The 14,286-nt window shown below is 68.3% G+C and carries 11 protein-coding genes and 1 tRNA gene; 5 read left to right on the top strand and 7 right to left on the bottom strand.

The features are described 5' to 3' along the window. The first annotated feature begins 84 nt into the window (after nt 1-84). Together ASG12_RS16065 and ASG12_RS16060 are read left to right on the top strand one after the other, a co-directional pair. Nucleotides 85-4,575, top strand: a complete 4,491-nt coding sequence (locus tag ASG12_RS16065; protein WP_055791714.1) for an EAL domain-containing protein — start codon at nt 85-87, stop codon at nt 4,573-4,575. Between the two features lie 43 nt (nt 4,576-4,618). Next, a tRNA-Gln gene (locus tag ASG12_RS16060) sits at nt 4,619-4,690 on the top strand. 31 nt (nt 4,691-4,721) lie between these two features. Here ASG12_RS16060 and ASG12_RS16055 read toward each other — a convergent pair. Together ASG12_RS16055 and ASG12_RS16050 are read right to left on the bottom strand one after the other, a co-directional pair. After that, nucleotides 4,722-5,117, bottom strand: a complete 396-nt coding sequence (locus ASG12_RS16055; protein ID WP_055791711.1) for a hypothetical protein — start codon at nt 5,115-5,117, stop codon at nt 4,722-4,724. 105 nt (nt 5,118-5,222) lie between these two features. Continuing rightward, a complete protein-coding gene (locus ASG12_RS16050) occupies nt 5,223-5,645 on the bottom strand; it encodes a nuclear transport factor 2 family protein (RefSeq protein WP_055791708.1) in 423 nt (140 codons plus the stop codon). Between the two features lie 109 nt (nt 5,646-5,754). Here ASG12_RS16050 and ASG12_RS16045 point away from each other — a divergent pair, with 109 nt between their 5' ends. Beyond that, nucleotides 5,755-6,474, top strand: coding sequence for a TetR/AcrR family transcriptional regulator (locus ASG12_RS16045; RefSeq protein ID WP_055792207.1), 720 nt, complete (start codon nt 5,755-5,757; stop codon nt 6,472-6,474). Here ASG12_RS16045 and ASG12_RS16040 read toward each other — a convergent pair whose 3' ends face one another. From ASG12_RS16040 to ASG12_RS16025, 4 genes are read right to left on the bottom strand one after another with little or no spacing between them, the layout of a single operon-like run. Next, nucleotides 6,475-7,266 (bottom strand): dioxygenase family protein, encoded by a 792-nt coding sequence (locus ASG12_RS16040; RefSeq protein ID WP_055791705.1) that lies wholly within the window; start codon nt 7,264-7,266, stop codon nt 6,475-6,477. It abuts the gene before it with no gap. Then, nucleotides 7,263-7,814 (bottom strand): GNAT family N-acetyltransferase, encoded by a 552-nt coding sequence (locus ASG12_RS16035; protein WP_055791702.1) that lies wholly within the window; start codon nt 7,812-7,814, stop codon nt 7,263-7,265. Before ASG12_RS16035 ends, ASG12_RS16040 begins: the two co-directional genes overlap by 4 nt. After that, nucleotides 7,811-8,683, bottom strand: a complete 873-nt coding sequence (locus ASG12_RS16030) for an SDR family NAD(P)-dependent oxidoreductase (protein ID WP_055791699.1) — start codon at nt 8,681-8,683, stop codon at nt 7,811-7,813. Before ASG12_RS16030 ends, ASG12_RS16035 begins: the two co-directional genes overlap by 4 nt. Nucleotides 8,684-8,741: 58 nt before the next feature. Beyond that, on the bottom strand, nt 8,742-9,344 hold the full coding sequence (locus ASG12_RS16025; protein ID WP_055791696.1) for a pyridoxamine 5'-phosphate oxidase family protein: 603 nt from the start codon (nt 9,342-9,344) through the stop codon (nt 8,742-8,744). Nucleotides 9,345-9,444: 100 nt separating this feature from the next. On the opposite strand from ASG12_RS16025, the gene mfd reads away from it, so the two are divergent. After that, a complete protein-coding gene (gene mfd, locus ASG12_RS16020; protein WP_055792204.1) occupies nt 9,445-13,161 on the top strand; it encodes a transcription-repair coupling factor in 3,717 nt (1,238 codons plus the stop codon). Further along, a complete protein-coding gene (locus ASG12_RS16015; protein WP_055791692.1) occupies nt 13,158-13,844 on the top strand; it encodes a MazG family protein in 687 nt (228 codons plus the stop codon). The genes mfd and ASG12_RS16015 overlap by 4 nt, the downstream gene beginning before the upstream one ends. A 3-nt stretch (nt 13,845-13,847) precedes the next feature. On the opposite strand, the gene ASG12_RS16010 is transcribed toward ASG12_RS16015, so the two are convergent. After that, a complete protein-coding gene (locus ASG12_RS16010) occupies nt 13,848-14,270 on the bottom strand; it encodes a hypothetical protein (protein WP_235457168.1) in 423 nt (140 codons plus the stop codon). Nucleotides 14,271-14,286 lie beyond the last annotated feature (16 nt).

Genomic DNA, 14,286 nt, shown 5'->3' with positions numbered 1-14,286 from the left:
CCCGGGCGATTGCCTGCCGCGACGCGTGCGGTGACATAGGCTCGGCCGGGGTCTGCGAAGTCGGACGCCGGGGAGGCCCGATACGTGGACGAGACGAACGACGTCGGGTCGGTGGTGGCCCCCCGCGTGATCGCCGTCGGCAGCTCAGCCGGTGGTCTCGACGCTCTGACGCGACTGTTCGCGACCGCGGTTCGTGGTCGGAACCTGTGTTTCGTCGTCGCCCAGCATCTCGCACCGACCGCTGAGAGCCACCTCCCCGAGCTCCTCGACGACGCCACCCCGCTGACGGTGGTCTCGGCCACCGACGGTGCCCCTGTCGCGGCGGACACGGTGTTCGTCGCCCCGCCCGGGTGCGACCTCGGTCTGTACGGAGGGGTGCTGAGGGTCGTCGCCCCCGACGGCGACCGTCGACCGTGGCCCAGCATCGATCGCCTGTTCACTTCGGTGGCCCTGTCCATGGGGTCCGACGCGGTGGCGATCGTGCTGTCGGGCACCGGCGACGACGGTTCCTCCGGGGTCGAGTCGATCCAGAGCGCCGGCGGGATGGTGGTGATCCAGGAGCCGTCGACGGCGACATTTCCCGCCATGCCCGGCGCGGGACTGGCGACCGGCGCGGTGGACCTGGTTCTGCCCGTCGACCGGATGGTGGCGGGAATCGCCCGGGTCCTCGACACGCCGGACGGGGAGACGGCCGCGGATTCCGCGGACGGCCTCGACGACGATGTGCTCGAGCGCGTCATCGAGGTGATCCGTGACGCGACCGGTCTCGACTTCTCCGGGTACAAGCGTTCGACGCTGATCCGCCAGATCCACCGGCGCCAACGGCTCGTCGACCTTCCCGTGGACGCCTACCTCCGGCGGGTCGCCGCGGACTCGACCGAGGCGATCGCACTCAGCCGGAACGTCCTGGTGAGCGTGACCGCGTTCTTCCGCGACTCCGAGGTGTGGGCCGCTTTCGACGTCCACCTCCGAGCCCTCGTCGCGGGCCTCGCCGCGAGCGCCGAACTCCGTATCTGGGTGCCCGGTTGCGCGAGCGGCGAAGAGGCGTTCACGATCGCGATGCTCGCCGCCGACGCTCTCCGGGAACGCCCCGGCGACATGCCGATGCGACTGCGCGTGTTCGCCACCGACCTCGACGAGCACGCACTGGCGGTGGCCCGTCGTGGTCGCTATCCCGAGGCGGCCGTCGCCGCGGTTCCCGAGCATCTACGTGACCGGTGGATGCGTCGTGTCGACGCCGACTGGGAGGTGATCCCCGAGCTGCGCGAGGCCGTCGTGATCGCGCGTCACAACGTCGCCTACGACCCACCCTTTCCGCGGATCGACGTGATCTCCCTGCGTAACACCATGATCTACTTCCAGAGTCACCTGCAGGAACGGGTTCTGCAGCTCTGTCAGTTCGCGATGGTCCCGGGCGGGATGCTGGTGCTCGGCCAGTCCGAGCGGATACCGCGGGCCGACGGCCTGTTCGCCGTCGTCGATCCGGTGCACCGGCTCTACCGCCGAGGCATGTCCGTGCGGCACAACCACCTGCCGGTCGGTCGGTACCTCCCGCCGCTGTATGTCCAACCCGTTCTCTCGACGGCGGCCGGCCGTGAGCCCACGGCCGATGCACTGCGTCAGTTGCTGTCGACCGTGGCTTCTCCGTCGCTCGTGCTCGACGACGCCGAGACCGTGGTGGAGGTCATCGGTGACGTGTCGTCGTGGTGCGCGGTGTCGGTGGGTCGACACACCGGTCACGTGGTGGATCTGATCCGTGAGCGCTACCGGACCGTCGTGCGGACGATGCTCAGTCAGCTGCGCCATTCCGAGCCCGACCGGGTGACCCGCACGGTCGTCGAACCCGGAGCCCGCCGCGTGGAGATCACCGTCGCTCAGCTCCCGGCCGCGGGTTCCGGTGCGGTGGTGTCCTTCCGCCCTCTGCCCGATTCCGTCGAGACGGCCCCGGCACCATCCGGCCGCGACGATGTCGTGATCGACGAGGACCTCCAGGCCACCCAGGACGCGCTGCAGTCGACGATCGAGGACCTGAGCTCGTCGAACGAGGAGTTGCAGGCACTCAACGAGGAGCTGCAGGCCTCGGCCGAGGAACTGCAGGCGACCTCGGAGGAGGCCCAGGCGTCGAACGAGGAGTTGGAGGCCACCAACGAGGAGCTGTCGACACTCAACTCCGAGCTCCAACTCCGGAGCGAGGAGTTGGTGGGTCTCAACAGCGACCTGAACAACATCCAGTCGTCGTTGACCAGCGGTCTGGTCATCGTCGATCGGGACCTGAGGGTGACGCGCTACACACCGTTGGCCGTGCGACTGTTCTCCCTGATCGTCGAGGACATCGGCAGACCGCTGCCCGCGGTGCCCACCACCTTGCCCCTGCCGGATCTGGTCGCCGACCTCGAGGCCACCATCCGTCTGCGCGAATCCCGGATGCGCGACGTGTCCGGAGAGGACCAGGACCTTCTTGTCCAGACCCAGCCGTACATCGGCTCCGACGGCGAGGTGCAGGGTGCGCTCGTCGTCGTGCTCGACGTCGGCGACCTCGCCGCCGCGCGCCGCGACCGCGAGGCGGCTCTGCACAACCTGGAGCGGGTGGCCGAGTCGGTGCGTGAGGTGGTCTGGCAGCGCAGCGCGGCCAACGAACTGCTGATGATCACCTCGCGGGTCGAGGAGATCTACGGTCTCGATCGGGCCGCCGTCATGGCCGATCCCGGACTTCTCCACGCAGCGATCCATCCCGACGACCGCGAACGTGTACGCACCGCGATGGCCGCGGCGGACCATCGATGGCGGGTGCAGTACCGCATCATCCGGCCGGACGAGAGCGTGCGGTGGCTCGACGAATCCGCCGTCTTCGACCCCGACGGAGACGGCCGCATCATCGGCAGCGCGATCGATGTGACCGAGACCCATGAGGTGATTCGTCTCGCCGCCCAACGGACGGCGGTCCTCGACGCGGTGTTGAACACCGCCGACACCGGCATCCTGATCCTCGACGCCAACGAGCGTGTGTTGTCCGCGAATCGTGGTGTCGCAGAGCTGATCGGGTACTCGCCGTCCTCGCTGATCGGAACGCCCCTCACGGTGTTGATGGACGTGGACGAGGCCGGTGGAGGCGAGGTCGACGGAACCGGGTCCCGGTCCTGGCGGATCATGACCGCTGACGGTGCGGCACGCCAGGTGACCGTCGAGGTCCAGCAGGTGTCGCTGGAGGGCGACACCGACGACGTGCAGAGCGGTCACGGTGTTCCCGGCGGCGTCGCGCTCATCCGCGACGTCTCGCGCATGCGTGAGGTCTCGGCGGCGCTGGCGACGCGCGAGCACTACGACCTCCAGACCGGATTGCTCACGCGGAACTACCTGCTCGCGAAGGCCGACGAGCTCATGCGGGCCGGGTTGCACGACATCGCTCTGCTGTGGGTCGATCTCGACGGGTTCAAAGAGGTGAACGACCGGTTCGGTCACCGGGCGGGCGACGCGGTGCTCGCGACAGTTGCCACCCGACTGCAGCAGACGGCGCGGCGCTACGACATCGTCGGACGCCTCGGCGGAGACGAGTTCGCCCTGCTGGTCACGCGAATGCGCGATCTCGACACCTTGGACAACCTGGCGTTGCGCGTTCTCGCCGCGATCCGCGAGCCGATCCCGCTGCAGGACTCCCTGGCGTATGTGTCGGCGTCGGTCGGTGTCGCGATGTACCCCCAGGACGCCTCCGATGGCGATCAGCTGATGCACAACGCCGACACCGCGATGTACGTGGCGAAGAGTCGCGGTCGCGATCGGCACGCCTACTTCGCGCCGGAGATGAACGAGGCCGCCGATGCGCGGGCGGCGATGCGCCAGCGACTGGGAGCAGCGATCAGCCGCAACGAGTTCGAGCTGTTCTACCAGCCGGTCGTCGACGCCGACAGCGGTGAGGTGGCGATGATGGAGGCGCTGCTGCGCTGGCGCCGCGACGGATCGGTGATCAGCGCGTCAGAGTTCATCGGTCACGCGGTGGAGACCGGGCAGATGCGGGCTCTCGGGAGGATCGTGCTCGAGCGCCTCGCGCACGACACCGGCGAATTCCATGCGCGGCTGGGCCAGAACCGTGTCCCGGTTGCGGTGAACCTCTCGGCGAGCGAGCTCGACGAGCGTGACATCACCGACTGGTTGCTCTCTTGGAACCCGCCGGGTGGGCTCGGTCTCGTCGTCGTCGAGGTCACCGAGTCGGTCCTCCTCGAACCCGAGAGTCGTGCGATCGACACCCTCGCGCTGTTGCGCCGACTCGGCGCGACGATCAGCATCGACGATTTCGGTACCGGCTACTCCAACCTCGAACTCCTCGATCGCATCGAACCCGGGATCATCAAGATCGACCGGTCGCTGCTCTGGCGGGCCGCGGAGTCCGAACGAGGGGTCAACATCCTGCGGGCCGCGATTGCGCTGGCGCACGCACTCGATGCGCGCGCGGTGGTCGAGGGCGTCGAAGACGAGGCGATGCGGCAGATGGCCATCGACCAGGGCGCCGATCTCGTCCAGGGCTTTCACATCGCCCACCCCATGCCCCTCGCCGATGCGATCGAGTGGCGCGCTCGCTGACCCTCGGCCGCATGGCACAATTGCCGCGACGGATCGTCGTCGGTCCCCCATGGTGTAATCGGCAACACTTCTGATTTTGGTTCAGGCATTCCAGGTTCGAGTCCTGGTGGGGGAGCTCGTGGGTTCGGCGGGAAACCGCCGGTGAGTCAGCTGTTCAGCGGGAGAATGTTGTTGAGCGGGTTCGGGTCGTAGCTCGCGGTGCCGTCGAGGCCCGATCCCTTCACGTACAAGAAGAAGTTGGACGAATAGGACGGTCTGGTGCAGTCGATGAAGTCGACGCCGACCGACTGTCCCGGGTTCACCGGTCCGAGATCTTTCCGGTAGCCCTTCGCCATGAGATCGAGTGGCAGAAGTTGCACCTGCACGGCATCCGGACCGTTGTTGGTCACCGCGAGCCTGCACGCCAGCCCCGGCTCGGCGGGCAACCGGTAGATGACCAGGTCGGCGATCGGGTCCGTGGCGGCCGATGCCGTTCCCACCCCGCTGATCATCCCGATGGCCGCGGCGCAGGCGACCAGAGTGGTGGCACACAACTTCTTCACGGCGACTCCGATGCTCTGGGGCGCTGAACATCTCAGCGCAGTGGTCTGAGTTCTTCTTCGGAACGCCACCGTACCAAATATGTTTCGTTTGCGCCGCAAATCTGTTCAGATCGCGTGCATGAAGCTCTTCTGTTCGCGGCGGCCGGTGAAGCGCCATGTGCCGTCGATACGGGCGAAGGTGTCGTGGTACCAGACCCCGACCAGCAGCATCTGTTGCTTGTCGCCTCCGGCGACGACCATCGGGTTGAAGCACATCGTGGTCGCCGACGCGGTGTCTCCGTCGAGCGTGATCGAGTGATTGCCGTTGAGGTGTTGGTAGTCGGAGAACAGGGCGAGGTTCTCACGCAGCCACGGCACCACCTGTTCGGTCGTTCCCACCGTGCCGCCGACCGCCGAGTAGTCGATCACCGCGTCGGGGGTGAACAGCTCGCGTAGCCGGTCGAAGTCGCGGGTGTCGACGGCGGTCGAGTAGTCGGTGATGAGTGCGGTGATCTCCATGCGGTCGGAGATCTCGACGAGATCCATCATGGGTCGAAACTAGTGCGACCGGCCCTGCGGGTGTCTGGAGATGGAAGGATCGGGACAAGCGATCACCGCCGATCACCGCGATCGGCGCGGACACGGGCGGGGTGATGACATGGCAGTCGACAGGCCGGCCGATGCCGAGAAGGAGGTCCGGGCGGCCCCCCGGACCCGGATGACCGGTCCGCAACGTCGCCTGCAACTCATCGACGTCGCGCGCGGTCTGTTCGCCGAACGTGGCTTCGAGGGCACATCGGTCGAGGAGATCGCCCAGCGCGCCGCGGTGTCGAAACCCGTTGTATACGAACATTTCGGAGGCAAGGAGGGTCTGTACGCGGTCATCGTCGACCGTGAGATGGAGACGCTGCTCGAGATGGTGACGCTCTCGCTCACCACCAACCGCTCGCGACAGCGTGTGGAGAGTGTCGCCCTCGCCCTGCTGACCTACATGGAGGACCGCACCGACGGCTTTCGCATCCTGGTGCACGGCAGCCATGGCGGTGGCGCCGACGCGAAGTACTCGAGCCTGCTCAACGACGCCATCAGTCAGGTGGAACACATCCTCGCCGGCGATTTCGAGCGCCGCGGGTTCGACGCCGGGCTCGCGCCGCTCTACGCCCAGGCTCTCGTCGGCATGGTCTCGGTGACCGCGCAGTGGTGGCTCGACGTCCGCGAACCCGCCAAGGAAGTTGTGGCGGCACACCTGGTGAACCTCTGCTGGAACGGGCTCACGAATCTCGAGATCTCACCGGCACTCGCCGATGCCGCACACGGTCTGCACACATCGGACGGCACTGCGTCCGGGAACCCGGAGCGCAACTCCGTCGAGAGCTGATCAGCCCAGCGACACACTGCGTTTGGACAATCCCATCCAGAAGCCGTCGATCACCTGATCGGGGATCTGGCCGGGGTCGTCGCTCGCCCCGAGGGTCACGAACAGCGGCGCGAAGTGCTCGATCGTGGGGTGCGCGTACGGCATTCCCGGTGCGCGGTTGCGGAAGTCGACCAGCCCGTCGACATCGCCGGCAGCGAAGCGTTCCGCGGTCCACGCATCGAACTCCTGCGACCACCCCGGGGCGACCGCGTCGGGCCGCGGGTCGGTGAGGAAGGGCAGACCGTGGGTGGTGAAACCGGACCCGAGGATCAACACGCCCTCGTCGCGCAGTTCGCGCAGCCGACGACCGAGGCCGATGAGCGCGGTCGGGTCGAGGGTCGGCAGCGAAATCTGCACCACCGGGATGTCGGCGTCGGGGTACATCACCGTCAGGGGCACGAAGGCCCCGTGATCGAGACGCCGCTGCGCATCGTGATGGACGACCATCGGGTCGGGCATCAGCGCCGTCACCCGCTGCGCGAGGTCGGTCGCTCCGGGCGGGGCGTAGGTGATGTCGTAGAAGCGCTGCTCGAATCCCCAGAAGTCGTAGGTGAGCGGCGTGCGGGGATCGGTGGACCCGATGGTGAGCGGCGCCGACTCCCAGTGTGCGGACACCACCAGGATGGCCGTGGGCCGGGGCAGCGCCGTGGCCAGGGCGGCCAACTCGCCGACCCAGCGCTCGTCGTCGAGCAGTGGCGGCGCCCCGTGGCTGATGAACAGTGCGGGGGTGCGGACGGGACTCGCGATACTCATGACGGAGAAAACGGACCAGAGTCCGATTCTGTTCCCGGGACCGTGTACTGCAGCACCGCGCAGTCGATCCACCGACCGTGTTTGTAGCCGACGCTCTCCAGGACTCCGGTCTGTTTGAAACCGAACCGCTGGTGCAGGCGGATCGAGACGTCGGATTCGATCTTCGAGATCACCGCGACCACGCGGCGCACCGACGACGGGTCGAGACGGGTGAGCAGCTCCTCGAGCAACGTCGACCCCAGCCGGCGCCCCGTTGCGTCGGGGCGGAGATAGATCGAGTCCTCGGCGGTCCAGTCGAAGGCTCGCTTGGCACGGAACTCGCTCAGGTAGGCGTAGCCGAGCACCGTCTCGGCGCCGTCGTCGACGGGCTCCACCGCGACGACGAACGGCCGACCTCGCGCGGTGATCGCGGCGACGCGTTCCTCCCAGTCGTCGACCGAGGGGGACTCGTAGTCGAAGGTGATCACCGAGTTGTCGACGTAGTGGCGGTAGATCTGGGCGATCTGGCCGCAATCGGCCGCGGTCGCATCGCGGACGGTGACGGTCATGTCGGCAGCTCCGATCCGGTCAGCTCTGCGGCGACCTCCCAGAAACGTTCGGCGAGAACGGGATCGGCGGCCTGTGTCGATCGCCCGACGAGCGTGGGCGCGCCGCGCATCCCGAGGAACCCGTCGGGCCCGACGAAACTCCCCGACGGGATGGGCATCGCCGCGGCGTACAGGCTGCACGCCGCACCCGCCACGGCGGTGTTCGCGATCGTGTTGCCCAGCCATTTCACCACCGCGTCGACGGCGGCGACACGGGTCACCCCGGTCATCTCGGTAGCCGCCCAGCCGGGGTGGGCCATCGCGGTCGTCACCTCCGACCGCGCCGCACGAAGGCGGCGGTCGAGCGCCAGCATCCACAGCGCCTGGGCCAATTTCGACTGGGCGTAGGCGCGGGCGCCAGAGAACGCGCGACGCTCGAAGTGCAGATCAGCGAAGTCGACCCGACCGGCCTGGTGCACCGTGGAGTTGATGGCCACGATTCGCCCGCGGATCCGGTCGGCGAGCAGGTTGGTGAGGACGAACGGACCGAGGACGTTCGTCGCGAGCGCGGACTCGAAACCGTCGGCGGTCTCGACCCTCGAGGTGGGCAGCACACCGGCGTTGTGGACGAGGATGTCGATCTCGCCGATCGAGTCGGCGAATTTCTCGATCGATGCGCGATCGGTCAGGTCGAGGGTGGCCGCGCTGCTCGATCCGCCGAGCGATCGGGCGACCGCATCGGCGGCGTCGTGGTTGCGCCCTGCGACGATCACGGTGGCCCCGGCGGCGGCCGCTCCGCGGGCGGTGGCGACGCCGAGCCCGCGGGTCGCCCCGGTCACGACCACCGTGACGCCGTCGAGACGGGGGAGTCGCGCTGCGGTCCAGGTCATGGCGTCACGATACGACGACCGTCCTCCGCCACCGCACATGCCGTGGCGACCCGGGGCGTCAGTAGAGCATGCGCCGGTAGTTCTCCTCGGCGTAGTGCCGCTCGAGTTCGGCGAGCCCCGGGCTCAGCATCACCGCGTGGCTGATCTCTGCGACGCTCGGCAGATCGTCGGGATTCCAGGTGTCGGTGTCCCACAGCTTCGACCGCATGAACGCCTTCGCGCAGTGGAAGAACGTCTCCTCGACGCTGATCTCCAACGCCAGGATCGGGCGGTTCCCGGAGACGACCATGTCGTCGAAGTAGTCGGCGTCGGAGACGATGCGGGCAATGCCGTTGATGCGCAGCGTGTCGCCGCGACCGGGGACCACGAAGAGGGTCCCGACGTGTGGATCGGTCAGGACGTTGAGGTAGCCGTCGACCCGCTTGTTGCCGGGCCGCTCGGGGATGGCGATGGTCGTGTCGTCGAGGACGCGCACGAATCCCGGCGGGTCACCCTTGGGTGAGACGTCGACGGCGCCGCCCTCACCGGTGGTCGACACGACGACGAACGGCGACTGGGCAATCCACTCGCGGTGCACGTCGGTGAGTCGGTCGCGGACCTTGGTGGCGACTCGTTCGTTCGGGTGACCCACGATGGACCGCAGTTGATCGACGGTCGTCACGGTGTGATCGCTCGCTGTGTGATCGCGGTGAGGGGGATGCACGTCACCATCCTCACCCGCCGAGGCCCGACTGCGGAACCCCGACGAATACCATCGTGTGGTGGCATCTCCTCTCTCGTCCGTCGATGCGCGCCCCGCCGATCAGGCCCCCGTCGATCCGCTCGCCGGACTCGCGGCCGTCGCGTGTGGTGATTCGGCGATCGCCGGCATCCGCGCGCTGCGCGGGCGTCGCGCACTCGACATCACCGGTCCCGACGCGGCGCGGCCTTTCGTGCTCGCCGCGGCGGCCCAGGCGGGCGATGATCCCGCGGTGCCCTCGGGTCCGCTGCTGGTGGTGTCGGCCAACGGCCGCGAGGCCGACGACCTGACCGCCGAACTCCGCCAGATGATCGGTGACGCGGTCGCGCAGTTCCCGTCGTGGGAGACGCTGCCGCACGAACGACTCTCGCCCAGCGCCGACACCGTCGGTGCGCGACTCCAGGTCCTGCACCGCCTGGCCCACCCGGAGGACGCCGCCTACGGGCCGCCTCTGACGGTGGTCGTCACCACCGTGCGGTCGCTGGTGCAGCCCATGGCGCCGGGCGTGGGCGACACCGACCCCATCACCCTGCGTGAGGGCGCGGAGTTCGATTTCGACGCCCTTCTCGCGAGGCTGGTGGAACTGGCCTACGAACGCGTCGACATGGTCGGCAAGCGCGGCGAGTTCGCGGTCCGCGGCGGCATCCTCGACGTGTTCCCCACGACCGCCGATCTCCCGGTGCGCGTGGAGTTCTGGGGTGATGAGATCACCGAGCAGCGCGCGTTCTCCGTCGCCGACCAACGCAGCCAACCCGAGGTCGACGCCTCGGTGGTCCACGTGCACCCGTGTCGTGAACTGATCCTGACCGACGCCGTCCGGGCCCGTGCCGCGGAGCTGATCGACACCGAGGGCACCGATCGATCGCTCACCGAGATGCTCACGAAACTGTCCGAGGGCATGCCGGCCGAGGGCATGGAGGCGCTCATCCCGGTCCTCGTGGGTGGACAGATGCAGTTGCTCACCGAGGTGATGCCCGAGGGCACACACGTCCTCGTTCTCGACCCCGAGAAGGTGCGCACACGCGCCGCCGACCTCGCGAAGACCGGAGCGGAGTTCCTCGAGGCGTCGTGGACGGCGGCGTCGATGGGTGGTGACGCGCCGCTCGACTCCAACGCCGGGGACGGCAACGGTCTCGGCGGGATCGACCTGCAGGCCAGCAGCTATCGGCCCCTGGCCGAGGTCCAGGAGACCACCGTCGCCGCGGGTCGACCGTGGTGGACGATGAGTCCGCTCGAGACCGCACCCGACATCGACGACGAGACGACCGTGCGCCTCGATCTCGCCGCGGGGCCCGCACCCCGTGGGTCGGAGACCGAGCTCGCGACGACGTTCGCGTCGTTGCGCGCGCACGTGACCACCGGCGGCCGTGCGACGATCGTCGTCGCCGGACGGGGAACGGCCCAGCGCTATCTCGAACGCCTCGGCGAGGCGGAGGTCCCCGCGACGATCGGCGACATCGGCTCGACACCGGAACCCGGCATCGTCTCCATCCTCTGTGGCACGTTGCGGCACGGACTGATCTGTCCCGATGCGGGCCTGGTGATCGTCTCCGAGGCCGACCTCACCGGATCGAGGGTCGCCGGTGCCCGAGAGGGCAAGCGACTTCCGGCCAAGCGCCGCAACCAGGTCGACCCGCTGGCGCTGACCGCCGGCGACATGGTGGTCCACGATCAACACGGCATCGGCAAGTTCGTCGAGATGATCGAACGCACCGTCGCCGGTGCGCGCCGCGAGTACCTCGTGATCGAGTACGCACCCAGCAAGCGTGGCCACCCCGGTGACCGCCTGTTCGTGCCGATGGACTCCCTCGACCAGCTCTCCCGCTACGTCGGCGGCGAGCAGCCGTCGCTGTCGAAACTCGGCGGGTCGGACTGGCAGAACACCAAGCGCAAGGCGCGCAAGGCCGTTCGCGAGATCGCCGGTGAGCTCGTCGCGCTCTACGCCGCGCGTCACGCCGCACCGGGGCACGCCTTCGCCCCCGACACCCCGTGGCAGACCGAGATGGAGGACGCTTTCGGTTTCACCGAGACCGTCGATCAGATGACGGTGATCGGCGAGGTCAAGTCCGACATGGAGAAGGCGGTCCCGATGGACCGCGTCATCGTCGGCGACGTGGGGTACGGCAAGACCGAGATCGCGGTGCGCGCCGCGTTCAAGGCGGTACAGGACGGCAAGCAGGTCGCCGTGCTGGTGCCGACGACCATTCTGGCGCAACAGCATCTGCAGACCTTCACCGAACGCATGGCGGGGTTCCCGGTGACCATCCGCGGGCTGTCGCGCTTCACCGACGCCAAGGAGTCGCGCGAGATCATCGACTCGATGGCCGAGGGCGGCGTCGACATCGTGGTCGGCACCCACCGACTGCTGCAGACCGCGGTCCGGTGGAAGGACCTCGGACTCGTGATCGTCGACGAGGAACAGCGTTTCGGCGTCGAACACAAGGAACACATCAAGGCGCTGCGGACCCACGTCGACGTGCTGACGATGTCGGCGACGCCGATCCCGCGCACGCTGGAGATGTCGATGGCGGGCATCCGTGAGATGTCGACCATCCTCACGCCACCCGAGGAGCGCCACCCGGTGCTCACCTACGTCGGCGCCTATCAACCCAAGCAGGTCGCCGCGGCGATCCGGCGCGAGCTGCTGCGCGACGGCCAGGTGTTCTTCGTGCACAACCGGGTGAGCTCGATCGACAAGGCCGCCAAGAACATCGCGGACATGGTGCCCGAGGCGAGGGTCGTGGTCGCGCACGGCCAGATGGGTGAGGAGCAACTCGAACGCACCGTCGCCGGCTTCTGGAACCGCGAGTTCGACGTCCTCGTCTGCACGACGATCATCGAGACCGGTCTCGACATCTCCAACGCGAACACGCTCATCGTCGACCGCGCCGAGGCGCTGGGTCTCTCGCAGCTCCACCAGTTGCGCGGCCGCGTGGGTCGTAGCCGCGAACGCGGGTACGCCTACCTGCTCTACAGCCCCGAGAAGCCGCTCACCGAGACGGCCTATGACCGGCTGGCCACCATCGCGCAGAACAACGAACTCGGAGCCGGCATGGCCGTCGCGCTCAAGGACCTCGAACTGCGCGGTGCGGGAAACGTGTTGGGGGCCGAGCAGTCCGGACACGTCGCCGGGGTCGGTTTCGACCTCTACGTGCGGCTGGTCGGCGAGGCCGTGGAGGCCTATCGCGCCGCGGCCGACGGCAAGCCGATCATGTCGGAGGAGAACCGGGAGGTCCGCATCGACCTGCCGGTCGACGCCCACATCCCGGCCGACTACGTCGACTCCGACCGTCTGCGCCTCGAGGCCTACCGCAAACTCGCGGCGGCACTCGACGATTCGGACATCACCTCGATCGTCGACGAACTCCTCGACCGCTACGGTCCGCTGCCCGCGGAGGTGTCGCGCCTGGTGTCTGTGGCGAAACTGCGTCTGCTGGCGCGCGAACTCGGCGTCACCGAGATCGGGATGGCCGGCACCCAGGTCAAGATCGCGCAGGTGTCACTGCTCGACAGCCAGCAGATCCGGATCAAGCGCATCTACCCGGGATCGTCGTATCGGGCCACGACATCGGTTCTCACCCTTCCGGTTCCACGGACCGCAGGGGTCGGCAGTGCCCGGGTGCGCGACGTCGAACTCATCCAGGTCGTCGCCGACGTGTTGCTGGTGATCCACGGATCCGATCCGGGCTCGCGGGACATGCGCGGCCCGACGATCACCGACGACCACGCGGTGTCGTGACCGAGCCCGATCCGCGCAGTGGTGAGGCGCTGCTCGAGGCCGTCGAGCTGATGGATCGTCTGCGCCGCACGGGACCCTGGGAGGCGGCGCAGACCCATGATTCGCTGCGTCGCTATCTGCTCGAGGAGACCTACGAACTACTCGACGCCATCGAGGGCGGCAGCCGCGCCGACCTTCTCGAGGAACTCGCCGACATCCTGTTGCAGGTGCTGTTCCACGCACGGATCGCCGCCGACGATCCGACCGAACCGTTCGACATCGACGACGTCGCACGGGCGTTCACCGCGAAGATCTCCTCACGCACGGCCGGCGTGTTGGCGGGGGAGACCGACCTCGAGACCCAGCTGCGGCAGTGGGAGGAGAGCAAGGCCGCCGAGAAGGCCCGCGACTCCGTGCTGGACGGGGTGGCGGTGTCGCAACCGGCGTTGGCGTTGACGCAGAAGGTGATCGAGCGTCTCGACGCGGCCGGATTCCCGCGCGACCTGATCCCCGAGTCGCTGCTGACGATCCACTTCGCGACCCATCTCGCCTCCGACGCGGAGGCCAGTCTCGAGGACCGTCAGCGCAGCCGCATCGTCGCCTTCATGGATCGGGTGCGCGCCGCAGAGAAGGCTCTCCGGACCGCCGGGGTCGCCGCGCCCGATCCCGACGACTGGCGCCGCGGGTTCGTGTCGATCGACTGAGGACTACTCGTCGGTCGTCGGCGGATCGAGTAGGAGGACGTCGTCGGCGGGCAGCCGCAGCGGGACCTCGGTGAACCGCTCGGCGTGATGCGGATAGGCGGCGCGGATCCACACGGCGTTGTCGTCGAGCTGGGTCATCGCCACCCGCCGCCACCGCCAGTCCGGTTGCGGCCGCGTGAAATCGGTGTCCCGGGTGATCGGGATCGGCGCCCGTGCCCAGCACGGCGCGGTCAGCGAGGCGAGCCCTCGTGCCGCCAACACCTCGGCGGCGTCGGCGATGTCGATCTCGGCGGCGACCACCTGGCCGACCGGGTTGACCGCATCGACGACCTCGTCGTCGGGATGGTTCGAGATCGTCCATCCGATGATCTCGCCGTCGGAGGATCGACGGACCGGGAGTCGGCTCCGCCAGCGGTCGATGTCCACGACTCCACCGTACCGA

Source organism: Williamsia sp. Leaf354 (assembly GCF_001424365.1).
Classification (GTDB): domain Bacteria; phylum Actinomycetota; class Actinomycetes; order Mycobacteriales; family Mycobacteriaceae; genus Williamsia_A.
This window is presented reverse-complemented; position numbering and strand designations above follow the sequence as displayed.